General features: G+C 57.6%; 20 protein-coding genes. 6 read left to right on the top strand and 14 right to left on the bottom strand.

Annotation, left to right across the window (positions count from 1 at the left end; all coding sequences use genetic code 11):
* Positions 1-25: 25 nt before the first annotated feature.
* Positions 26-271, top strand: coding sequence for a hypothetical protein (locus ACID345_RS05625; RefSeq protein ID WP_011521901.1), 246 nt, complete (start codon positions 26-28; stop codon positions 269-271).
* A 68-nt stretch (positions 272-339) separates the two neighbouring features.
* On the opposite strand, the gene ACID345_RS05620 is transcribed toward ACID345_RS05625, so the two are convergent.
* The 5 genes from ACID345_RS05620 to ACID345_RS05600 all read right to left on the bottom strand — a co-directional run bounded on the left by ACID345_RS05620 (position 340) and on the right by ACID345_RS05600 (position 4,695).
* Positions 340-1,203 carry a phosphoribosyltransferase-like protein gene (locus ACID345_RS05620; RefSeq protein WP_011521900.1) on the bottom strand — a complete coding sequence of 288 codons (864 nt, stop codon included), beginning with the start codon at positions 1,201-1,203 and terminating at the stop codon, positions 340-342.
* Positions 1,200-2,165 (bottom strand): ParB/RepB/Spo0J family partition protein, encoded by a 966-nt coding sequence (locus ACID345_RS05615; protein ID WP_011521899.1) that lies wholly within the window; start codon positions 2,163-2,165, stop codon positions 1,200-1,202. Before ACID345_RS05615 ends, ACID345_RS05620 begins: the two co-directional genes overlap by 4 nt.
* A 21-nt stretch (positions 2,166-2,186) precedes the next feature.
* Complete coding sequence (locus tag ACID345_RS26225; RefSeq protein ID WP_011521898.1) at positions 2,187-3,047, bottom strand: DNA adenine methylase; 861 nt, start codon at positions 3,045-3,047, stop codon at positions 2,187-2,189.
* Positions 3,048-3,088: 41 nt separating this feature from the next.
* Positions 3,089-4,102 carry a hypothetical protein gene (locus ACID345_RS25155; protein WP_011521897.1) on the bottom strand — a complete coding sequence of 338 codons (1,014 nt, stop codon included), beginning with the start codon at positions 4,100-4,102 and terminating at the stop codon, positions 3,089-3,091.
* 329 nt (positions 4,103-4,431) lie between these two features.
* A complete protein-coding gene (locus ACID345_RS05600; RefSeq protein ID WP_011521896.1) occupies positions 4,432-4,695 on the bottom strand; it encodes a DUF4177 domain-containing protein in 264 nt (87 codons plus the stop codon).
* A 190-nt stretch (positions 4,696-4,885) separates the two neighbouring features.
* Here ACID345_RS05600 and ACID345_RS05595 point away from each other — a divergent pair, with 190 nt between their 5' ends.
* Together ACID345_RS05595 and ACID345_RS05590 are read left to right on the top strand one after the other, a co-directional pair.
* Positions 4,886-5,380 carry a hypothetical protein gene (locus ACID345_RS05595; protein ID WP_011521895.1) on the top strand — a complete coding sequence of 165 codons (495 nt, stop codon included), beginning with the start codon at positions 4,886-4,888 and terminating at the stop codon, positions 5,378-5,380.
* 776 nt (positions 5,381-6,156) lie between these two features.
* On the top strand, positions 6,157-7,722 hold the full coding sequence (locus tag ACID345_RS05590) for a B12-binding domain-containing radical SAM protein (RefSeq protein WP_041856329.1): 1,566 nt from the start codon (positions 6,157-6,159) through the stop codon (positions 7,720-7,722).
* A gap of 152 nt (positions 7,723-7,874) precedes the next feature.
* Here ACID345_RS05590 and ACID345_RS05585 read toward each other — a convergent pair whose 3' ends face one another.
* Positions 7,875-10,517: an ABC transporter permease gene (locus ACID345_RS05585; RefSeq protein WP_011521893.1), complete on the bottom strand. Its 2,643-nt coding sequence runs from the start codon at positions 10,515-10,517 to the stop codon at positions 7,875-7,877.
* A complete protein-coding gene (locus tag ACID345_RS05580; RefSeq protein WP_011521892.1) occupies positions 10,514-10,855 on the bottom strand; it encodes a PadR family transcriptional regulator in 342 nt (113 codons plus the stop codon). Before ACID345_RS05580 ends, ACID345_RS05585 begins: the two co-directional genes overlap by 4 nt.
* Positions 10,856-11,254: 399 nt before the next feature.
* On the opposite strand from ACID345_RS05580, the gene ACID345_RS05575 reads away from it, so the two are divergent.
* A complete protein-coding gene (locus ACID345_RS05575) occupies positions 11,255-12,613 on the top strand; it encodes a hypothetical protein (RefSeq protein WP_011521891.1) in 1,359 nt (452 codons plus the stop codon).
* A 126-nt stretch (positions 12,614-12,739) separates the two neighbouring features.
* A complete protein-coding gene (locus ACID345_RS05570; protein WP_011521890.1) occupies positions 12,740-13,159 on the top strand; it encodes a hypothetical protein in 420 nt (139 codons plus the stop codon).
* 532 nt (positions 13,160-13,691) lie between these two features.
* On the opposite strand, the gene ACID345_RS05565 is transcribed toward ACID345_RS05570, so the two are convergent.
* Positions 13,692-14,195, bottom strand: coding sequence for a membrane protein (locus tag ACID345_RS05565; RefSeq protein WP_041855470.1), 504 nt, complete (start codon positions 14,193-14,195; stop codon positions 13,692-13,694).
* A 137-nt stretch (positions 14,196-14,332) separates the two neighbouring features.
* On the opposite strand from ACID345_RS05565, the gene ACID345_RS05560 reads away from it, so the two are divergent.
* Positions 14,333-14,854, top strand: a complete 522-nt coding sequence (locus ACID345_RS05560) for a DinB family protein (RefSeq protein ID WP_011521888.1) — start codon at positions 14,333-14,335, stop codon at positions 14,852-14,854.
* A gap of 52 nt (positions 14,855-14,906) precedes the next feature.
* Here the strand turns inward: ACID345_RS05560 and efp are convergent, their stop codons facing one another.
* The 6 genes from efp to ACID345_RS05530 form a co-directional block, all read right to left on the bottom strand.
* Positions 14,907-15,479 carry an elongation factor P gene (efp, locus tag ACID345_RS05555; RefSeq protein WP_011521887.1) on the bottom strand — a complete coding sequence of 191 codons (573 nt, stop codon included), beginning with the start codon at positions 15,477-15,479 and terminating at the stop codon, positions 14,907-14,909.
* Positions 15,480-15,483: 4 nt separating this feature from the next.
* Positions 15,484-16,656: a DegT/DnrJ/EryC1/StrS family aminotransferase gene (locus ACID345_RS05550; RefSeq protein ID WP_011521886.1), complete on the bottom strand. Its 1,173-nt coding sequence runs from the start codon at positions 16,654-16,656 to the stop codon at positions 15,484-15,486.
* Between the two features lie 15 nt (positions 16,657-16,671).
* On the bottom strand, positions 16,672-17,283 hold the full coding sequence (locus ACID345_RS05545; RefSeq protein WP_011521885.1) for an acyltransferase: 612 nt from the start codon (positions 17,281-17,283) through the stop codon (positions 16,672-16,674).
* Entirely contained in the window at positions 17,280-18,302 is a 1,023-nt protein-coding gene (locus ACID345_RS05540; protein WP_011521884.1) for a Gfo/Idh/MocA family protein, read from the bottom strand. The genes ACID345_RS05545 and ACID345_RS05540 overlap by 4 nt, the downstream gene beginning before the upstream one ends.
* 322 nt (positions 18,303-18,624) lie before the next feature.
* Positions 18,625-20,574 (bottom strand): M13 family metallopeptidase, encoded by a 1,950-nt coding sequence (locus tag ACID345_RS05535; RefSeq protein ID WP_228370740.1) that lies wholly within the window; start codon positions 20,572-20,574, stop codon positions 18,625-18,627.
* Positions 20,575-20,793: 219 nt separating this feature from the next.
* Complete coding sequence (locus ACID345_RS05530) at positions 20,794-22,113, bottom strand: HD domain-containing protein (protein WP_011521882.1); 1,320 nt, start codon at positions 22,111-22,113, stop codon at positions 20,794-20,796.
* Between the last annotated feature and the right edge of the window lie 126 nt (positions 22,114-22,239).

Here is a 22,239-nt window from a genome sequence, read left to right as displayed (position 1 = left end):
TGTTGAACGATGATCGGAGACTCCAATGCAGAAGATTTTTCAACACAAAGGTTGTTCGATTGATGCTCGTAGCCACGAGCTCGCTGATGGGAGCGGCTGGATTGCGGAGTTTTATGTCTTTGATAGGAACGACATGGATACGCAGTTCTCGTTACCAAGCACCTTCCCTAACGAGGAGTCAGGCCTACGCGCTGCGATTGAGGTCGGAAAGAAGAAGGTGGAGGACGGCTTTGAACCCATCGACATTACGCTCGCGGGTCAATCCCTGTAGTCGTTAACTTAACGAAGCGGCCATCGGTATCGAGCACTGTCGTCGGGAGAAGGAGCGCTCACGCTTGATCAAACGTGCCGTGGGAACAACCCCGTCCAGTGAGGATGGTCCGCGTGCAGAATAGGGATGGAGTTATTCGGCGTGCGGTGCTGGAAGACGATTACGAATCCGCAATCCCCAAATCCTTTTGGGTGCTTCGAGTCAGCAACTCTCCCATAGCGCAGCAGCTTTGCCTTGTCCGATCCGTTAAAGTGTGAGCAGTGCGTCGAGAACACGTTGTCGCCATCATGCAGCTCGTGCACCGGTAGTGGCGTGATGGTCGTTTCTTCGGAAATTCGCTTGCGCGCAGCCCCCGAAGCAGCAACCAGAATCAGATATACCTTTCCGACGTCCGCAAGAAGTGCCCCAAAAGATGTTTCCGGGTCATTCCATGCCTTGCATACTTGAGTTCCAGTTCCGCTGAAATCGTCCAATAAGACGACGGTATCGTCCTTCGATATCCTGTTCGGGTCGCTCTCTGAAAGCAGCGGTAGTCGAAATAGATCGCTTCGCGAAACAAAGAGGTCATTGAATTTCTTGGAGTCTAGTCCGTTTGCAAGTCGGAACTGGTAGAGCATCGCATCGCCGCTTTCGCCAGCACTTCCGGACATCGCAGCAAATCGCCATTTGTTCACTCGCTTGGAGGGTAACTTGTCCCAACCAGTCAAAGACGCGAGAGCCTGCCGGTAGGCTGCGTGAATCTTGGTCTGATCGTAGAACTCAACCGCGTCAAGAACGCGTGCTGCCAAATCCCGATCTCCCCCGCTAAATTGCTGCAGCCAACCATCAATGGTTATGTTGACGATTCCTGAGCGATACGCCCCGAACCGATCAACCCATCGTTTGTACCGCTTGGCATCTATTTTCACACCACGTGGCAGCGGGCTTCTCACTTTGCCTCCCGCCGACCGAGCGCCCGCAGTTTCTCGCGAATGAGTTGCGCAAGGCTCTCTAGGCGATTCCACAACGCCTCTTCCCCATAATATTCATCAATATCTATGTCATTAACCTGCGAGTAAATCTTGTCCACTGACTGCAAGAGCTTTTTGGCGTTGGCCGTTACCGCGGCAGACTCGATGCTGAGGTGGTCCGGCCCAAGCACCGGCTGATCTGCAAATTCCTGCAGTCGCTTGGAAATCAGAGGAGTCTTTTTCGCCTTGACCGCATTGTTGACATACTGCTTAACGATTCGAAAGTCTGTGACCGATCTCAGCCCACCGGCGGCTGATTTTTTCAGCATAGCGTCCGTAAAATCGTCCTTTTTGAACCAGGGAAATTTCTGCACTTCCCGATCGTTTCGGACTGGATAGAGTTCAATGAAAAAATCCGCCTTGACGCGCTTCTTGGGATCGGCGTCCAGCATCGTATCCTGATATCGTTTGGGGTAGGAAAGCAATTTCTTGCTCCGCACCACAACCGCCTCGTCCAAGCCGGTGAGTTCCGCCAGTCGCTTGTCGTTTTTTTCTCTAAGTTCGCGCATCAGCAGCTCAAGCTTGAGCGCAGTCGGCATTAACTCCCAGTCTTTTCGGAGTTTGTGTATCTGAAACATCGTGACGATGTTCTGCACCAGCGTGGGCTCTGCGACTTCATTAACCGGAATCGTCTTCAGTCCGGCTTCTTGCGCGCAGATCCACCGTCGCTGACCGTCAAGTATGACGTAGTCGCCACTACGCGTTTCCCGATAGACCGTAAGCGGCACCAGAATTCCAACACGCTTGATCGACTCGCGAAGAATGTGCAAGTCTTCGCGATCGAAGAGCATCCTCGGGTTATGCGGGTTGGGCTTTACCCCATCCATCGGCAGAGTGTTTACCCCGATTGCCCGCACTCCAAACTTATCCACGTCCGCTGTCATCGCCTAGGCCACCTAATTATTCTAAGCCGTTGTTGATCGCTGCCGATTGCTGATCACCCATTCGTACGCGGTCTTTCGGTCGCCGGCGAAGCCTGCGACGTGCCGTTTTACAGGAAGTCGAACCGAACACCACTTCCGCGCGAGCGCTCTCGCTTCTTTGCAATCTGCATAGGACACAAGAAAGTCAGCACCCCGACCCACAATCGCGTGAAGGCTCTCCTCGAACCGAGGCATATCTTCGGTGCCGAATAGCTTGCTTCCGTACTCCTTGAAAATTCGGCGAGATAACACCGCGTAAGGTGGATCCAGATAGACAAAATCACCCACCTTCACAAGATCCAAGGTCGCCGAGAAGTCACCAGCGACTAGTTCGGCAGTCTGCAGTAGCCTTGAGCAGCGTAATAGATCTTCTTTACTAAAATACTCACCGACTCGCTTCCCCATGGGTACGTTGAATCCGCCCTGAAGATTTGTACGATAAATCCCATTAAAGCAGTTCCGATTTAGATAGAGAAATCTTAGTGCGCGCGTCTCGGGATCTAGGGTCGTCGGGTTTTGGTTACGCCACCGAAGATATGTAGCAACGTCTCGCTTAATTCGACAAAGCCGCCGATGCAACCGCTCTGGTGAATCGCGAACAACGCGGTAAAGCTGAATCAGTTCCTCATTACTATCGCCGAGGACCGCGGAGGGTGGAGCAAGGTCGAAGAAAAGACAAGCAGAACCCGCAAATGGCTCGACATAACGCTTGTGCTCCCCGGACCAGTATGGCGCCAGACGCGAAAGCTGCTTTCGTTTGCTGCCGGCCCATCGCAAGAAAGGCTTCACCCCGCGTTTTTCCGGCGATTCGTTTGGGCACACCAAGCCGATTGTCATGGTCATTGCGCCTTAGTCGCGGTGGTAATTCCAAGCGTATCGTACCATTACTGCTGCTTCTTCCATACGTCATCGAGTGTCTTCGCTGCCACAATCGCTTTGTGTGTGGCATATCGTGGCCCCTGAAGCGGACGAACCTGGCCACCTTTAACTAAAGCAAGCGGCCCGACCGGCCGTGCAGGCTCAGCGAAATTTAGCACATACTTGCCTGACTCCTTCCAAGGCTCAATCGACTGTACCGGCGCGATGAAGGTGATCGCCGAAACGGGATGCACTTGGTAGGCCGCCAGATACTTGATCTGTGGTCGCATCGTGTCGTGAATCCGCACTGCATACCAGCGGTTTTCGCGTAGAAATACTTCTTCAAATCCATCCTCACGCGCCGGAACAACGAGAGTATCGATTTCAGAAGTATCGATCGCAGACATCCCTTCTGCATTTTGATCTGCAGTAGTATCGCCGACTACATCAGCCAGGAAAGGTTCGAACAGAAAAAGTCGTCCGCCATTCTTGTCCTCATAACAAGCGACTTCCAAGACTTCGACACCGAACCGGAATCTTTGCGAAAGCACGCTTTGGAGCGACTCCGGCATCTCGTCAATAATCACGAGAGCCGCAAAAGGGCATTCCGCGACCATGTACTCGATTAGATGATCGAGGTTCCTGTATCCCCGCGCGGGAGCGTACTTCTCACAGGCTTCTCGAATCGACGGTTGTTCGTTCAGCGCGGAAAGCAGAATTCTTTTGACGGCTAGCGGCTCACTTTCGAACGAGATGGAGAACTGGAGGATCTGAACTGCAACGTGGCGAAGCGGGTCGTGTGCTTTTAGCTCGTTTTCTACCACATACAATCGAGGCGTCGGACCTGAGAGGTCGAGAAGGTAGCCATCGGGAATGTTCTGCACTCCGCCTTTGACCCCGATTTTTCGCTTGATGTCCAAGTAGAACCGGGAGGGACCGAACAATCGGTGCTGAATATCGACTATGCAGCGCTCAAATTCAGCCTCGCTCTTATATTCAATCCGACGAAATTCTGATCCGCCTCCGAAGAGTATGGACATGTAGATCTCCTACTAGAGATGGCAATTAGTCCACCTATCTTATAAGCCGGAAACCCAGAACCGTTAGCATATTCCTCATCTAGACTTTCCCCAGGAAGTATGGAGAAATGGCGGGTACCGGATGGCGGGTGGCCCGGGTCTGCCCTAAGCTTTTGACTTCTCTTGTTCCCAAATCACTCTGGGTGCCCCATTTCTCGCGCTTTTCGAGAAGTGGGAGAGCGACACTGCCGACACTACGCCGAGTGCCCCATCCTCGCTCGCCTCCCGGGTTAGCGTGGGTCTAATAAGGCGCGCGGTAGGCGCAAGATCGCTTCTCGCCGGGTACGTGTCTATCTCGCCCGCTTATAAACCAGCATTCCGTGTGAAGCCAGCACCAGTTCCCATCCTTGCGCACCGTGCGCATTCATTTCCTGCATTGCTTTCTCCGGTGCCATAAACCCGCCGCCCACGGCCACCGTGGGTACTGGCTCTACCAGGTACTCCCACCGTTGCGCGCCTGATGCACCGCGTCCTGCCTGCGCGTTCCCATTCCACACCATTCCCAGCACCAGCACGAACATTACGGCGAGCAGCCCAAGGTTTCGCTTCGACATAGATCACCATCCTCCTGAGAAATGCGCGCTAGTCTACACGGAAAGGGCACACACCGCACATTCCCCAACCCGCCTTCAATGGTGCCGCCGGCGCCGCCATTGCTCTCCCCAATTCTCCAACCCAGTTTTCCCTTCCGGCGTATCCTATCCCCGCCACACTCAGTCGAATTCATTCTTCACGGAGCGCCTGATGCGCACTGCCTACCCACGCTTCCTTGCCGCCGCTCTTTTCTTACTTGCAGTCACCACCTTCGCTGGCGCCGCCTCCACCAGCAACGCCGATAGCATCGTCATCACCTTCAAAGACGGCCACCAGCAAACCTTCGCGCTTGCCGACATCGTGCGCATGGAATTCCGCTCCTCCGGCAAGGCCTCCGGCACCTCCATCGATCTGCCCACCCGCAGCCGCTACGTCGGCAAGTGGACTGTCGGCGACGGCCAGGGACACAACTACGTCTTCACTCTCGAAGAAAATGGTCAGGCCTCCAACAACGTCGGTTCCGGCAACCACGGCACCTGGAGCTACGTCGCCGGCGAAGCCCGCATCTCCTGGGACAACGGTTGGCACGACATCATCCGCCGCGTCGACATGAAATACCTGAAGTTCGCCTTCACCCCCGGCAAGTCCTTCGACGACGAACCAAGCAACGTAGGCGACGCCCACAAAAACTCCGACCCCATCTAGCGCGCGCACTCTTTATTTGTCTGTCATTCTGAGCGAAGAACCCGCAGACCAATGCGGGTTCGCAGTCGAAGACTCCTATCAACTACCCGATCCCGTCCCCGCGAGATCACGACAATCTCGCTGTTTTTTCGTCGCGCATTTTTCGCCCAATTCCCACGCCCGCCCTGTAATTCACCGCACGCACCCTCGTGTCCGCCATCACATCTTTCGTGACACGACCTGCCCTAATCTGTCGTAGTGGGATACTTTTCCCGCGAATCACACCCGCTCTTTGAAAATCCGCCCACGGCCTCGCGTCCTGAAAATCCTTCGTGCCCTTCGTGTTCCAAGATTTTGGTTTCCGACCCCCGAAATCGCATCTAACTCCCACGCCGAGAGGAATTTACCTCTAAGTGTATGTAGAATGAAGAATTTGCAAACTATGCACCAACTAAGTCCAGCATTTTGAAGAATTTGCAAAATCCAGAGGGGAGGGGGTACCCCAAGCGACAATTTGCGCCAACACCTATAAGTGGCGTATTCTTGAAATAAGCTTCCATGAACTCGCAGCGCGCTCCCCTTTTGCGTTGATGCGCCTTCAGATTGCGAGTCGGTCCACCAACCAGACCCTCGAGAACCTGCACTCGTACGATGTTCCACCCAGCGATCTTCATTCTGCGCTGTGGCCGCGCGTTCGAATTTTCCCCTCGGACGCCTCAGCACGTCCACCCCTGAATCCTAAAAGTCCTACTCCCTTCCCCTTCTTCGCCGGGAGCACGACCGGAAAGGCGGCTCTTGTGAACGTGCACCTGGTCAATCCCAGCGACAATTCTTTCGGCACCGCAGTCATCACCCCGCGTTGGCTCTTCGTCCTCGCCGCCGCGACTCCGCGCAGCTATGGCACTCCGAAGTTAGTGGACGAATCTCTCGAACCGCTCGATCCCTCCACCATCCAGAGCGGCGACATCGTCGGCATCAGCGTTCATACCGGCAACGCTCTGCGCGGATACGAAGTCGGCAACCTCGCTCGCGAACGCGGAGCGTGGGTCATCTACGGCGGCATTCACGCCACGCTTTATCCCGAAGAAGCGTTCGATCGTGGCGGTGCGCACTCCGTGGTCACCGGCGATGGCGATCTCATTTGGGCGAGCGCACTCGCAGACTGCGCGGCCGGCACTCCGGGCCACATCTATGCCGGCGGCAAGATCGAAGGCGACCAGTTCATCGCCGCGCGCTGGGACCTCGTCGACACCGACAAGTACATGTGGGCCTCGGTGCAAACCATTCGCGGATGCCCGAAGCATTGTTCTTTCTGCTCCGTGTGGCGCACCGACGGCCAGAAGCCCCGCCAGCGTAACTTCCAGTCCGTGATCGAAGAGATCGTTGACCTCCGGCGCCGTGGCTTCCGCTTCATCGCCCTCGCCGACGACAACTTCTACCCCGTCACCCTCACCGATCTCCGCCTCGCCAAGGCCCAGAACAACACCGAGAAGCTGCGCAACCTCGAACAAATTCGCGAGGAACGCTTCCACCTCATGGCGCAACTGGCGCGGCTCCCCAAGGACATGGTTTTCTTCACCCAAATCACCATGGAAGCTGCCGAAGACGCTGCCTTCCTCGACGCCATGCGCGCCGCCAACATCAAGGGCGCACTCGTCGGCGTAGAAGCCGTCACCCCGGAAGGGCTCAAAGCGGTCTATAAGGATTTCAATTACTCAGGCGACCGGCTCGCCCAGCAGTTACAGGAATTCCGCCGTCACGGCGTGCACGTCCTCGGCTCGTTTATCTTCGGCCTTCCCACCGACAAGCCGGAAACCTTCGACGCTACGGTAGACCTCGCGCTGAAGTCGGGTATCACCTTCGCCCAGTTCGTCATGATGACGCCGTTCCCGGGCACCGTCGATTTCAACGGTTGGGAAAAAGAACAACTCGTTAAGCCGACGCTGGTAGGAGGGATCCCGATCGTTCGCTACTGGCTCATCCCCACCAGCATCCGTCCGAAAATGTTTACGCCCCATCCAATCATGTCGTCGGACGAGATTCGTGATCGCACCCAGGGCGTGTGGGACAAGTTCTATACCTTCCCCGCCATCTGGAAACGCTCGCGCTGTTGCCCCACCCTGCGCTCCCGCCTCGGCTTCATTTTCCTGTCGAAGCTCTATCGCCAGATGTATGCCGGCACCGGCATCTCTACCGACAGCGCCCGCCGCAAGAAAGCCAAACGCACCGCCCGCTGGATCGCCCGCGAATGTCGCCGCCTCTTCCACGCCAAACCGCTGCCCGATCTCGCGGTACCCACATGGACGAAGACACCAGCGAACGCCTTGCCGGGGCTGACGATCTTGAATCCGACTGGGGATTAGAATCTGTGCTTTTCCGGAAGGGTGGGATTGACTGCTAAGTGATTCCGCCCTCCCCCTCGCTATCCCCGTTTTCCAAATCGTGTCACGATGTATGTGATAGCCGCACGTCTTCCTGTGATAAGAGTCGTGAGACGATGCGACGCGGGAACCGGCTATTGCTCGCGGAGCAGTTGCAACGGCTCAGAGCGAAGCGCGCGCCGGGCAGGGATCCACGTGGCGAGCAGGCCCAGCAACGACATGGTGAACACAACCCCGCAAAGGACCAGCGGATCGCGTGGTGTTGCCTGGTAGACCACGTAGGAAAGAACGCCGGTTGCGGCGAATCCTAGAACAAGTCCGATAACCGAGCCGATCGCGAGAAGGCGCAGTGGTGTACCGAGCGCGGCCCAGGCGACCTGCTTCTTCTGGGCGCCGAGAGCGACGCGGATTGCCAGCTCACGCATGCGTTTCGAGACGGCATAGGACGCCATGCCGAAGATGCCGGTGATCGCGAGCATAGCTCCGAGTGCGCCCAGAATACCGAGCGCGACCGTAGCGACACGCGACGCGAAAAGGGCGCTGTCAAGTTGTTGCGGCCACGTTTTGATCACGAACGGAAGCCTGCTATCGAGCTTGCGAAGGGTGTAGTCGACTTCAGGGGCCGACTGCGCGGGATCGCGCGTGGTGCGAACGACGAGCGTAGTGGAACTTGTGGGTGCCTGAAGGATCGGCAGGAACGTGGCGAACTGCGGATCTTCGGTGAGGGTTTGATATTTTCCATCCTCGACCACACCGATCACTTCGTAACGGCGTTCGTTCATTTTGAAATGGCCGCTGATGGCTTTGTCAACGGAGCCGAAGATCTTGTCGGCAAATCTCCGATTGATCACGGCTACCCGGACGGCGTCGCGATTGTCCTGCCAGGCCACGTCTCGTCCCGCGAGAAACGCGGTGCCTGCCGCGCGGAAATAGTTCGGAGAGATGCTGTAAAAGCTGGCGTCCCCGAGACTGTTGGAGGCGCGGAAGTCGACTGTGTCGTCCTTGTAAACAGCCGCGGTTGCCCCGTTCAGAGCGAGGGGAAGACGGTCTGCCATGCCCACGGCGCTGACACCGGGAACCGTCGCGAGTGTCTCAATAAGGCGCTTTTGCATGATTGGCGTGGTGTCTTCGTTGTAGCCCGCCATATCGAGATCGGTGTCAGCGATCAGCGAATTCTCAGGGACGAACCCAAGGCTGCTATGCAGAGACCGCACCAGCCCGCGGACGGCGACCAGCGACGCAGTAACTAATACAGCGCAAGCGGAGATCTGAAAGACGAGCAGGACGTTGCGCGCGGTAAGGCGTCTACGACGCTCGCCGGTGAAACCGGCTTTCACGACTTCGTAGGGATTGGAGCGCAGGACTTGGCGCACCGGGATAGCGCCGAAAATAAGCCCGCTAAACAAGGCCAGCACGAACGCAACGAAGTACACCCGAAAATCCGGCAGGACCTGCAGTGTGATCGGAAAATCGGAGATCGGACGCCAGACGTTCAGCCAGCGCAGTAAGACGATTCCGCCGCCAATCCCAGCAATGCCGCCGATGAGCGACAGCATGACCGACTCCGTGAAGAGTTGACGCAGGATGCGGCGACGGCTTGACCCAAGGGCAAGGCGCAGCGCGATTTCGCCGGCGCGGTCAGAGGCGCGAGCAGCGAATAGGCTGCCGAGGTTGGCACACGCTGCGAGCAATATCAGGCTGGCGAGCAGCATAAGACCCGCGAGAAATGCGCTCACGGGCTTACCCAGCATGTCTCCCAGGAGGCCGGGACGCACCAGAGTGAAGTGAATCTGATCGTCATCCTTCGGATATGTCTTGGAAAGATACGAGGCTACCGCATTCAAGTCTGCGGTGGCCTGCGCCGGAGTGACGCCGGGACGTACGCGTCCAATAATCCAAAGTCCACGCGCGGCGCGACCGTCGAGATTGCTCCACCCATCCACTTGCTGCTGGTTGACGATGGGGGTCCAGAAGTCGGGAGCGAAGAACAGTTCGGTGCCGTTGAAGCCGGGCGGCGCCACACCGAGGATCGTGTAGGGCTGTGTATTCATTTCCACGGTGCGCCCAACAACTCCGCGGTCGGACTGAAAGTGACTCTTCCAATAAGCGTAGCTGAGCACGATGTATGGACTGCTGTTGGGCCCGTGTTCATCGCTCTCGTGGAAGAAGCGGCCAAGGTAGGGCTGCACTCTGAGGACATCGAAGTAGTTCCCGCTGGCTTCGTAGAGCCATGCGCGGGCGCTGTGGCCATCGGCGCCGAGGCCGACGCGCGAGATGGTGTAGGCGATCATGCCGTCGAAGTTACGGGTCCGGTCGCGTATATCCAGGTAATCGGGATAGGACTGTTGCGGAGAGCGGTCGCGGCTCTGCTCCAGCATAGAAAGGTTCCCGGCGTCGGGAACATTGATGGGACGGAGTACAAGCCCGTTCATCGCGCTGAAGACGACCGCGTTGGTGCCGATGCCGATCGCAATGGTGAGAATCGCGACCACCGTGAAGCCGGGCGCCTTGCCGAACATGCGGAGAGCGAAGCGCGCATCCTGCACGAGGATTTCGAAGAAGTGCCCGGGAATTTCTTCGTGACACTCTTCCTCAAAACGAACCTCGCCGCCGAACTCTATGCGTGCACGGCGTTCGGCTTCATCTCGCGGCAACCCGGAGCGTTGGAGATCGTCGGCACGCAACTGTTGGTGACTGCGAAGCTCATCGCTGATATCGCTGGATGTGGATGAGAAAGGGCGGGAGAGAAGAGCCCGGAGATAAGAAAACAAACTCATATTTCCTCCGGCGTGCTGGCGAGAACAGAGGCCATAGCCTCCGCGAGTCGGCCCCAGCCCTCGGTTTCTTCGCGCAGACGTTTGCGTCCGGCGGTGGTGAGCTCGTAGAACTTCGCGCGGCGATTGTTGTCGGAGGTGCCCCAGTTTGCCTTGAGCAGCCCTTGGCGCAAAAGACGGAAGAGAGCCGGGTAAAGAGCACCTTGCTCTACGAGGAGAGCGTTGTTCGAAATCTGCCCTATGCGGAGGAGTACGCCATAGCCGTGCAGAGGGCCGAGTGAGACGGCTTTCAGGATGAGAAGATCGAGGGTTCCTGGGAGCAATTGGGCTTGCGGTGGCAAGGCATCCTCCTAAGTCGCTTAGGAATGTACGATGATTCTCCTAAGCTGTCAAGGAGAGGGGGCTTCTTTGCGCTGCTGGGAAATGTAAAAAATCTTGGGACGAGGTGAACCGATGGCGATTACGTTCCACCCCGACCATATACCGCCGCTCCAAGGTGTGCCCTCCTTCAAAAAATGGGAATTGGGGGGAGACGCAACATTCCCCTATTTTTCCTCGAACGATTGGCGCTCAGTTTCATCCATTTTTCCTCCCGGTATATCCTAATTTCCACCGCAATCGGTCGAATCCATTCCGAACGGAAATCCTGATCCGCACTGCGTCTTCCCAACCCTCCCACATTTAAGACTTTGACATGCCGGTGGACTCAATCTATCGTTCTCGCTCGACGAGGGCGCCCCTTGACTCACCAGCGGCATTCCATTCTGCATTGGATCGTATTCCTTCTCTTCTGCGCGATAGTCCCGACCGCCATCGCAGCCGACGAGTTGAAGACGATCGACAACCCCGGCGGTGGGCAGGTGGTCTACGGCTCGCTCACCGGGCAGAACTCCCCGTCTGCGGCAATGGGCTTCATGCTCAAGCAGGTCCACGGACACTTCGGCGATCGCCCCCAGATCGGCAAGTTCTTTCAGGCCCGCGGCTCCGATTCCATCGCTGTCTTCTTCAACCTCACAGCCAAGAATCAGGGAAACAAGCCGATCGCCGGCATGGTGATCGTGTCCATGCCCCCCGGCGGTACTACAACCGCAGCTGTCCTCTACGATGACGCCGGCCGATTCGCGAAGACTGAGCCCGAGATGATGAAGGCACTGAACGCGGCCTGGCTGTCTGCACGAAGTGAGCGTTCCGCCGGCGCCGCGCCGAGCGTTCAACCCCTATCAACGGCCACCGCTGGGGACCGCAGCGCCAGCATCGGTCTGCCGGTCGGATGGCAGCTCACCCAGGTCGCTGGCGGCTCCATTCGTGCCGAGGGCCCAAATGGTGAAGCCGTTTTCCTCGGTATGCTTTTCCAGGGAATCAGCGATCCCAGCAACGTTCAGCGTGCCTACGGCGCCGGACCTCATCTCGTCGCATCGTTCAGCGGTGATCTGTTTTCTGCCTACGCCGCCATCATGAACCAGATGCGCCAGAGTCGCGGTCTCCCCGCCGCGACCTTTTCGCTTTTGCAGGAGACGCCCGTAAACGCTCCCGGAGAAGGCCGAGTCGTTCTGGCCATGATGGATCTCGATCTGCACGACGGCAAAGGGCCGCGCACCGGCAGCGTGCGACTGGGCGCCGTTCATGTTCCGGGCACGCCTACGTGGGCCTTATCAGTCAACGGCTCACAAGCTCCCAAGACCGTCGCTGCCCAGTTGGCCCCGACGATCAAGGCGATGGTCGCTTCCTACCGGCAGAATGGTGCAGTCGTCAGTGCCGAGCAGCAAGCTGCCATGAGCCGGGTGCAGGCCGACGCGGCCGCTGCCGCCGCCCAGGGCAAAGCTCTCGATGCACGGCGCGAAGCCTCCAACGCTTCCTTCGATAACCATATGCGCTCACTCGACCAATCCAATGCCTCATTCAACGGGCACATGGATGACCTCGACCGCTCCAGCAAGGCCTTCCAGAACTATCAGCTTGATCGTTCCGTGGTTCACGACAATGACTATGCCGAGCGCGGTACGGTTTCCAATAGCTACGCTGACTCCCTCGTCCGCGCCAACCCGGACCGATTCCAGATCATTCAGAACCAGGACCTGATCAAAGGAATCGACTACTGATCTCTTCCGCATCTCGTGCGACAACGGCTGGCGCGACGCCCACAAAAACTCCACCCCATCTAGTGCCTATCGACACGCTCGGTGCTACCATGTCGTCCCTCTCACTCACCTTGCAAGGAGATCCCCATGGGTGACAAATGTGAATTGCGATCCAAGCTCGGTAAATCGGACGCCGACAAGAAGCACAACACCTGGTACTTCCGCTGCCACAAGAAAGACTGCGACGAACAATGCGTCCTCTATCTCGAAATGAAAGAGAAGGATGGCGTCGAACATGTGGAAGACGTCGACTGCAAGTGCATCAAGCTCGACAAAGACGATTGGCAGCAATACCACGATCCCGATCCACGCCGATGCAAACTCGAATTTCAGAAGAAGGATGAAAAGAAAGAAGAGAAGACGCACCGCGTCTATCTCCGGTGCAAACCCACTGACGAATGCGACAAAGAGTGCATCGTGTACATCCAGTTCGACAACGACGAGCACAAGAAACACGGCAAGATCAAGGAAATCGCCTGCCTCTGCGCAGTCTGGGATGACCTCTGATCAGCCCGAAGGGCGGTTGGGCTTCTAAGCACGACGCGCTAGCGTCGTGAAAGGTGACGAGGAATCTCCAAGCCCCTTCAGGGGCGGTGCGGCTTCTTCGGGGTCCCCGGCGAGCGCAGCTTTTGCGCTGGCTGGGGTGGTCGAGCATTTTCACGCGGTTTTCGATGGAAATTTCGCGCGTCTTCTATGCCATCCCTGTGACCCACCGCACGCGAACCCGTGTCCGCCATCACATTCTTCACGACACCAACCGAATAACCTGTCGTAGTGGGATACTCCCGCTGGACGCAATCGCTCTTTGAAACCTTCGCGTACTTCGTGCCCTTCGTGTTGAAGGGTTTTGCCGTTCAACATCCGAAAATGCTCTCTAACTCTTACGCCGAGAGGAATTTACCTCTAAGTATCTGTGGAATGAAGAATTTGCGGACTATGCACAAGCTAAGTCCAACGTTATGAGGAATTTGCAAAATTAGAGGGGGGAGGGGGTACCCTGAATTGCAGGCACCTCCCTGGCGCTGATTTTTAGCTTTTCCTACGCCGCGCGCGAGAGCACCTTGGCCGACCCTTCCCCATGGAAGCGACGCACGCTAAGAATCCCCAGCGTGATGAACAGGACCAGCACGACGCCCTGCGCGATCTGGAACGGCGGTTCCTTCTGCGTAGGCGCGAGCGCATGCAGCGCTGGTACCTTCTGGAACGACTGCGCCACCAGCACGAAGAAGTTGAAGTACAGCGCAATCACCATCGTCGTGAGGTAGGTCTTGCGCAGGCGTTGCGCGGCATTCCATTGCCGTCGCGCCCAGTAGGCAATCGCCAGCACGATCAGGGAAAGCACCCCCAGCACGATCCCCGGCGTGATCCCATGGAACGGGAACAGGAACCCGGTAATGCTGGTGAGCGCCGTAGTGGCGAGGAAGAAGCTGGTCGTCCCGGCGTAGGCACGGTTATTGAGCAGTCCGGAGACCACCACAAAGCCCGAGACGATCGCCGCCAGGCTAATCGCAACGTGGAAGAGTGTGAACGCTTGCAGCAGCATCGGGGGACCTCCAGAGATAAACATCCGATTGCCTCCCCACTGTGGCAGGTTCTTTATTTACGGCACATTGTTCTTTAGTAGGGGGAGTCTGGCTACAATGGTGCGCCCGCAATCCCCTTGAAATTTGGAGTCCTCACATGAATTCTGCTGAAGCGAAAACGATCGCAAATTTCCTCTGTACCGATTACTCCCACGAAGTAGACACCACGCTTCGCGTGCTCGGCGCAGTGCCGGCGAACCATCTCGATTACAGCCCTGATGCGAAGTCCAAGACCGCGCTCGGTCTGCTGCGCCATCTCGCGCTCGAGGATGAGTGGTTACTGAACTGCGTCGCCGCTGGCGCGTTTACGCCCCCACCTGACGACTCCGATGCATGCGGCATCCTGACGCCCGCCGACGCCGTCGCGCACTACCGCGCGCGCATTCCGGCAGCCATCGAGCGCGTTCGCGCCCTCACGCCCGAACAGCTAACGCAGGTCCTCGACATGTTTGGGCTAATGCAGATGCCGGCAGTACAGTTCCTCGGCCTCGCGGTGAAGCACTCAGTGCACCATCGCGGCCAGCTCAGCACGTATCTTCGCGCCATGGGGGGCGCCGTCCCCGGCATCTACGGCCCCAGCGCCGATAGCCAGCCAATGGCTGAGGCAGCGGCGAACTAATGCAAAATGGGACGGCTATTGCCGTCCCATTCTCAAACTGCCCGGTGCCGCGCTATGCCCTGCCGGCGAACCCGCGCGTTTCGGTGGAGACTTTCACTTTCTCTCCCTCTTTAATGAAGAGCGGCACGCGGATCTCGACGCCGGTTTCCAGCGTTGCGGCTTTGGTCACGCTGCCCGCGCCGGAATCGCGCATGCCCGGCTCTGTTTGCGTCACAGTGAGTTCGACGAAGGTTGGCATCTCCAGGCCGATGGGATTGCCGTTGTACTTACTCAACTGAACGATGAGGCCTTCAGTGAGGAGGTCGGCGGCGTCGCCGATCATATCTTCGCGAAGCGTGTGGGTCTCGAAGGTTTCCTGATCCATGAAGTAGAAGCCGTCGGCGTCGCTGTAGAGAAACGACGCGGGAACCATTTCGAGATCGGGCTCTTTGAACTTGTCGCTGGCCTTGAAGGTCTTGTCGAACACCGCGCGGGTGAGGAGGTTGCGCATCTTCAGGCGGACGAGTGTCTGTCCGCCGCGCGCCGTGGGCGTGTTCACTTCAGCGTCGAGACAGTGGTACGGCACGCCTTCGTGCTCGAAGAACATCTTGCGTTTCACGCTAATTGCATCAATCAAACCAGCCATTGATTCAGGATAACAAAGGCGCGAGTTCGAACGCCTGAACCGGCGCCTCCGGTTGGTAGATCTGTACGAAGTCGTGGAGAACTTCGGCGATATAGGAGATTTGATCGTCGTTGAGTTCTGGGAACATGGGCAACGACAGGATCTCCGAAGCGAGTTGTTCCGCCACCGGCAATGCCCCGCGACCGGGCGCCCCAAGAGCTTGATATGCGGGGGTGAGATGCAGCGGAACTGGATAGTGAATTCCGGCCTGAATGCCGTGCTGTGTCAGGAACGCGACCAACTTGTCGCGCTGAGTGCAACGGACGACGAAAAGATGGAAAACGTGACGGAGCCTGCCCGGAATTTCCGGCACGACGAGCGGAAGTTCGCGAATTAACTCCACCAGCTTCGTGGCATTTGCATGACGCGCGGCATTCCAGATGTCGAGGTATGGCAGTTTCACGGTGAGCACGGCGGCTTGAAGGGCATCGAGACGCGAGTTGAATCCAATCTCATGATGCTGATATTTCACAGGGCTACCATGATCGCGGAGCAAGCGGAGCCGTTGGTGGAGAGCCGGATCGCTGGTAGTGATGGCGCCGCCATCGCCGTAAGCGCCGAGATTTTTGCCGGGATAAAAGCTGAAGCACGTGAGGCGTCCGGAGGAACCGACGGTTTTTCCATGCATCTGCGCGCCGTGGGCTTGCGCGCAATCTTCAATTACCAGCAAGTTGTGCCTCTGGGCGATCGCGAGGATCGGGCGGAGGTCCATGGCTTGTCCGTAGAGATGGACAGGAAGGATGGAGGCGGTGCGCGACGTAATTGCAGACTCCGCATATGGCGCATCCATATGAAATGTGGACGCATCGACGTCGACAAACACAGGCGTCGCTCCGGCATTGGTGACAGCTTCCGCGGTTGCAAAGAATGTGTTCGCCGGAACAAGCACCTCGTCGCCGCGGCCGATCCCTGCGGCGCGCAGAGCGAGCGTAATTGCATCCGTGCCATTGCCGACACCTACGCAGTGCTTTGCGCCAAGGTATTCGGCAAATCGTGTTTCGAAGTTTTCAAGCGCTGGGCCGCCAACAAAGTGACAGCTCTGCAGAACATCCGAGACTGCATCACCAACCTCGTGCTTGATCGCGGCATACTGCGCTTTGAGATCTACGAATGGAACCTTTACATCAGCATTCGGCATGAATCGTCATCGCTTTCAGTTTTGTGCCTGAACCGCTACGGGGACCAGGCCCGATTTCGTTTCCGTGTATTCGCAGCCGCAATGATCGCAGCGAAGAGGTTCACCGACGGTGTGCTTCTGAGAGAGCGGAATCTTCTGCGCGCAGGTGCACATCCATGCGATTTGCCGCGCTGGTGTACCCACGACTAGCGCATGGTCGGCGACGTCGACTGTTACGGTGGCGCCAGCCCCCACGAAGGCGTAGCGCCCAATCGTGTTGCCACAAATGATCGTGGCATTGGCGCCAATCGAAGCTCCGGCCTTAACGATGGTGGCCAGCAAGCGCTCCGGATCTTTTTTGATGTAGGCGCGAGGATTGAGGTCGTTGGTGAAGGCACAGTTCGGCCCAAGGAAGCAGTTGTCTTCGACGGTGACGCCCGCCCATACAGAAACGCCATTCTTCACCGTGACGTTGTCTCCGAGCCGTGAGTCGCCCTCAATGTAGGAGTGCTCTCCGATATTGCAGTGGGCTCCGACGATTGCGCCCTCGAGCACGTGGGCCCAAGCCCAGACGCGTGTGCCGACCCCGACCTCTTCGCTGTCTACGAGCGCCAATGGGTGTTGGAAGAATTCTTTCGTAACGTTCATAGTTGCGCCCCCACCGACGACATTGTGCTGGTGTTCCAGGACGCAACGTCGGTGCGATTGACCATCTCGAGAGTTTCGACGACTTGTGCGCCGAACTCGCCCGACGTCGTCGGGATGACTCCCTGCTCGCAGCAGGCCACGAAGTGTTCGATTTCTCGCAGAAGGGGCTCGGCGTTCTCGAGATAGGGAGCGTACATGTCACCCATCCGATAGGTGAGTTGAAATTCGCCGAAGTTGGATGGCTCTTTGACGTTCACGCCGCGATCGTAAACTTTGACCTTCTCGGCTGAATCCATGTCGTCATAGACGACCATGCGCTTCGACCCGACGACGCAGGTTCGCCGCATCTTCTGGGGGGAAAGCCAACTAATTTCGTTATGCGCGATGATCCCGCTCGGAAACTCGAGCCAGAGGAAGGCAACATCGCGCTTCTCGCTTTGCACGCACGCGCGGCCAAACGCCGCACCACGGATTGGCTTCTCGCCGAGCCAGTAGAGGAGAATCGAAACATCGTGAACTGCGAGGTCCCACACTACATCTACATCCGATTGATACAGGCCGAGGTTCACCCGCGAGAGGCTCACGTAGTGAATGTCCCCTAAATCGCCGCTATCGATAAGCTGCTTAACTTTGATAACCGGCGGACTATAGATGAAGGTGTGGCCTACGAATAACGTGTGCTGAGTCTTGTTCGCAAGTTCCACGAGCTTGCGCGCTTTTGATCCTGCGTCGGCGATGGGCTTTTCTACGAAGACATGTTTTCCCGCGAGTAGGGCCGCTTTGGCCAATTCGTAATGAGTCGATATCGGTGTTGCAATGACGACTGCCTGCACGTCGCTTTGCAAGAATGCGTCGAAGTCTCGATAGCCGACAACCGTTGGATACTGACGCGTGATCTTATCGAGGTTTCTCGGGTTGAGATCACAGGCTGCGACGAATTCACATTTCGGGCTCTGGTTAAGAACGCGTGCAAGATTCGGGCCCCAATAGCCCATCCCCACTAGTCCCACTTTCAGCATTGGCGGTACCTCCAATGAACGCGACAGACAATTCTTTCCCGAGGCCTTTGAAGGTCCAGAAACCCAGGAAGAAACTGTGGTGTGAAACTCTCTTCAAGTAATGGGCTTGTGGCTGCCCTGAGAGCCTCGACTCACGTCGCGAAACGAAACATAGCATCATCGTGCAGATAAGGAGATACCCCTTGGGGCTTAACTTCCCGCAAAGTGGTAGATGTGAGTTCCACAACGGAACTTCGCGGCGAGCATTCACAAGCGTCGCAGGGAAAGAAAAACCGGCAGATTAGCTCTGCCGGTTGGTCATATCGCGATTGATTTGCGAATGCTACCAGATGCGGACACGCTCCTCGGGTGTGAGGAACAACTTTTCACCAGGCTTCACTTTGAAAGCGGGATACCACGCGTCGATGTTACGAACGGTGAGTGCGCGGTATTGGCCGGGGGAATGGGGATCCGTGAGCACCTGCTGGCGAAGCGCATTTTCACGTGCCTTCGAGCCCCAGTTCTGCCCGAAGGCGATGAAGAACTGCTGGTCGGCGGTGAATCCGTTCTGCGTTGGCCCGGCGGCGCCCTTCAACGAGGCATGATAGCCGTCGAAGGCGGCGGCGATGCCGGCAACGTCCGCGATGTTCTCCGCCAAGGTCTGTTCGCCGTTTAGCGATAGATCGGGGAACGGCTTATAGGTGCTGTATTGCTCGGCAAGAGCGTTGGTCGCCTTCTTGAAGTGCTCGAAGTCGGCGGGAGTCCACCAGTCGCGCACGCGGCCCTTGGAATCGAAGGCAGAACCCTCGGTATCGAAGGTGTGGCTGATCTCGTGACCAATGACGGTGCCGATGGCGCCGTAGTTGGCAGCGGCCGGCGCTTGCGGGTCGAAGAAGGGCGGCTGCAGAATCGCTGCGGGGAAATTCAGCCCATTTTGGAGCGGCAGGTTGACGGCGTTGACGGTTTGGGGCGTCATGGACCACCAGTGGTGGTCAACGGGCTTGCCAACCTTCGCGCGGTCGTATTGATAATCGAAGATGCTGCCACGCCAGATGTTGCCGAAAATGTCGTCGGCTTTCACATCGTAAGACGAGTAGTCTTTCCATGTTTCCGGATAACCGATGCCAACGTAGAGCGTGTCGAGCTTGGCTTCGGCTTCCTTCTTCGTAGACTCCGCCATCCAGGACAGGTTGCGAACGCGTTGGCGGAAGGACTCGATAATGTTGGCAACCATTGCCTGCGCTTGCTGCTTGGCTTCCGGCGGGAAATAGCGCCGCGCATATTCCTGACCGACGGCGTCCCCGAGCAGACCGTTCACGACGTTCACACCGCGGGCCCAACGCGGACGCTGCTGGGTGGTGCCCTGCAGCGTGCCGCCGAAGAAGGCGAAGCGCTCGTCAGCAAAGGCTTTGGGAAGAACGCCGGCGTAGTTTTCGATCAAATGGTAGGCGAGCCAGTCTTTCCACGCATCGAGGGATTCCGACTGCACGAGTGCGGCTTCACCAGTAAAGGCGGTCGGCTGCCAGACGATGAAATCTTTCTGGTTCTCAAGCCCGGCGCCGCGGAAGTACTCAGTCCAGTCGAGGCCCGGAGCTTTGGATGCGAAATCGGCTTTTGTCCAGGTGTTGTTGGCCTTGTGGATGTCGTCGTTCGCGGCGAGCGAGAGATGCTTTTCGGCGATCGCGTGTTCCAGGGCGAGAATCCGTTTGGCGCGGGTATCGACGTCGTCGAAGCCGGCGAGCTTCAACATCGCCGCGACGTGTACTACGTACTTCTCGCGGACCTCGGTCAATTGCTTGGAGTCCGAGAGGTAGTACTCGCGATCGGGCAGTCCAAGTCCACCTTGCAGCAGGTAGGGCGCATAGTGGTCGGGATCGTTGAAACCCGGCGCTACCCAGAGGCCGAAGAGATTCGGGGTGTGAAAGTTGGTGTTGTTGAGCGCGTCGACGTCGGCGCGGAGCGTTTCGCCGAGAGCGTGCGCGAGCGTCTTTTTGTCTGTGATCGCTGCGATGGCGTCGAGGTGCGACTTCAGCGGAGCGACGCCCGTCTTCTCGATCGCCGCTTCATTCATGTAAGAGTTGTAAAGATCGGCTACCTTGCGTTGGTTGGAGCCGGGCGCCGCTTTCGACTTCGACATCTCTTCAATGAGCGAAGAGGTGCGCTTGTCGCTCAGATCGCGCAGAACGCTGAACACACCAACCCCGCCGCGGTCGGCAGGAATAGTGGTCGCCTTCAGCCAACCGCCGTTGCTGTACTCGTAGAAGTCGTCGCCCGGAACAACGGAAGTATCCATGTGCGAAATCGCGATTCCGTGGGACTCGGGCGGTAGAGTGTTTTGAGCGATGAGAGGAGCAGCTAGCAGAGAGCACGTAAGAAGTGCAGCTTTGAAGTTCATTGTGGAGTCCAACCTCGAATTTGCAACCGTTCAGGTTAGCACGCGGAGGCCATATTCAGTTTCGCGCAACCATATTCGGATGAGTGTTTTCAGCGCTCGTTTCGCGGCGAAGACGCGCTAGAACTGCTGCACCATGTGCTCAACGCGGCGCGCGAGACGCACCACCTGTGGCCAGTCCTGATCGATAAAATCCTGTGAATGCGCAAGTTTATTCCGTAATGATTCAATCTGCGCAGTGATGCGTTTGGCTGCGTTTGCAGTGGGAATGTCGATGAGTGCGAGAGATGCGGGGTCGCTGATGAGAATCTGAATTTTGTCGCCGAGTTGCAGGCAATCGAGGAGCTCGCATTTTTCGTGGCGACGCGTACACTCGGCAAAGAGTTGCCGCGCCTTCTCCAAACGGCCTGCCGAGACTAGCGTGGACCAACCACCTGCCGGCCACTGCTGGCGAACGCGTTCGGTGAACTCCATTTCGATGACGGTGATGATCCCGAAGAGCCACATGCGCACCGCAGGCTTATGGGCGTCAACCCGTGTAATGGCGCCCCTTGGCTCGCCGTCCCAAGTTACGAAGCAGGCATCGTAACGCGTCAGGATTTCAATGGCGTCGGTGAGTGAACCGTCGGCATCGAGCAACTGGTCCGGCGCGATGGCCCGCACGTAACCGGCGCAGGTTCCTTCCTTCAATTCAGAGCCGGTGACGTATCCGCGCAGAGCGCCGTCTTGCCACACCGCGGCGACTTCTTCTCGCGCTGCTTCGATCTCGTGACGACATTCCGCGGCGTCGGCATCCGCATGGAACAGGAGCAGGGGATCGGCGATGTCCCAGGCGCTGAAGGCGCGCTCGAAAACCCGTAGAGCGTTGAGCGAAATGGCGAGAGGCTCCAGCCGCGGGGGAGGTGTTGCTTCGACATCACCCAAGGTTTTGGGAGCTCTTTGCAGTTCTTTCCGAAGACGGGCAGCAAGACGAATGTCGCCGTCTTCGAGCACCGGAAGCAGCTCTGTAACCTCGAGAAGAAAGGGGCGAGCGACTGCTGGATCAGCGGCGCGCAGGTCGCGGCAGGTGTCGATCATGTCGGCCAGTTTCACCAGTTTCGCGGTTGGTGAGATTGCGGCGAAGTGGCGCTTGTCTTTGGCAAAACGCGCAGCGCGGTCGCCATCACCAGGCCGACTTACCGGCGTGAGTTCATGCACGAGTCGCGCGATATCGGCACCGAAGCGTCGCTCGATCATACCGAGGGTGACAGGAGTGTCTCCCACGATGTCGTGAAGCCATGCGGCAGCGATTGCGTTGCGGTCGGAAGTGACCGAGGCGACGTTTTGCGCAACTGCTTTGAGATGGTTCTCGGCGGTCTGCTGCTTGGGGTGCCGGCTTTGGCTAATACGCTCGGTTTGCTGCAGCGCAAACTGTTTGGCCGATTGAATCAGTTCGGGCATGATCGAATGCTTGGAAGAGCTTACACTTTTGCGAAGACGGGCGGAACTCTGCCGCGGGAATTGGTGATTAGGGGTGCTTGATTCTGATTTGACACCGTTGCAAATCAGGCCTTTAATATCCGGTCG

The sequence above is a fragment of the Candidatus Koribacter versatilis Ellin345 genome (assembly GCF_000014005.1).
GTDB classification, from domain to species: domain Bacteria; phylum Acidobacteriota; class Terriglobia; order Terriglobales; family Acidobacteriaceae; genus Korobacter; species Korobacter versatilis_A.
This window is presented reverse-complemented; position numbering and strand designations above follow the sequence as displayed.

Excerpts from the sequence above, each read along its gene's own strand:
- ACID345_RS05625 (WP_011521901.1), top strand. The coding sequence starts at position 26 with ATGCAGAAGATTTTTCAACACAAAGGTTGTTCGATTGATGCTCGTAGC.
- ACID345_RS05615 (WP_011521899.1), bottom strand. The coding sequence starts at position 2,165 with ATGACAGCGGACGTGGATAAGTTTGGAGTGCGGGCAATCGGGGTAAAC.
- ACID345_RS26225 (WP_011521898.1), bottom strand. The coding sequence starts at position 3,047 with ATGACCATGACAATCGGCTTGGTGTGCCCAAACGAATCGCCGGAAAAA.
- ACID345_RS25155 (WP_011521897.1), bottom strand. The coding sequence starts at position 4,102 with ATGTCCATACTCTTCGGAGGCGGATCAGAATTTCGTCGGATTGAATAT.
- ACID345_RS05600 (WP_011521896.1), bottom strand. The coding sequence starts at position 4,695 with ATGTCGAAGCGAAACCTTGGGCTGCTCGCCGTAATGTTCGTGCTGGTG.
- ACID345_RS05595 (WP_011521895.1), top strand. The coding sequence starts at position 4,886 with ATGCGCACTGCCTACCCACGCTTCCTTGCCGCCGCTCTTTTCTTACTT.
- ACID345_RS05585 (WP_011521893.1), bottom strand. The coding sequence starts at position 10,517 with ATGAGTTTGTTTTCTTATCTCCGGGCTCTTCTCTCCCGCCCTTTCTCA.
- ACID345_RS05570 (WP_011521890.1), top strand. The coding sequence starts at position 12,740 with ATGGGTGACAAATGTGAATTGCGATCCAAGCTCGGTAAATCGGACGCC.
- ACID345_RS05565 (WP_041855470.1), bottom strand. The coding sequence starts at position 14,195 with ATGCTGCTGCAAGCGTTCACACTCTTCCACGTTGCGATTAGCCTGGCG.
- ACID345_RS05560 (WP_011521888.1), top strand. The coding sequence starts at position 14,333 with ATGAATTCTGCTGAAGCGAAAACGATCGCAAATTTCCTCTGTACCGAT.
- efp (WP_011521887.1), bottom strand. The coding sequence starts at position 15,479 with ATGGCTGGTTTGATTGATGCAATTAGCGTGAAACGCAAGATGTTCTTC.
- ACID345_RS05550 (WP_011521886.1), bottom strand. The coding sequence starts at position 16,656 with ATGCCGAATGCTGATGTAAAGGTTCCATTCGTAGATCTCAAAGCGCAG.
- ACID345_RS05545 (WP_011521885.1), bottom strand. The coding sequence starts at position 17,283 with ATGAACGTTACGAAAGAATTCTTCCAACACCCATTGGCGCTCGTAGAC.
- ACID345_RS05540 (WP_011521884.1), bottom strand. The coding sequence starts at position 18,302 with ATGCTGAAAGTGGGACTAGTGGGGATGGGCTATTGGGGCCCGAATCTT.
- ACID345_RS05535 (WP_228370740.1), bottom strand. The coding sequence starts at position 20,574 with ATGGATACTTCCGTTGTTCCGGGCGACGACTTCTACGAGTACAGCAAC.
- ACID345_RS05530 (WP_011521882.1), bottom strand. The coding sequence starts at position 22,113 with ATGCCCGAACTGATTCAATCGGCCAAACAGTTTGCGCTGCAGCAAACC.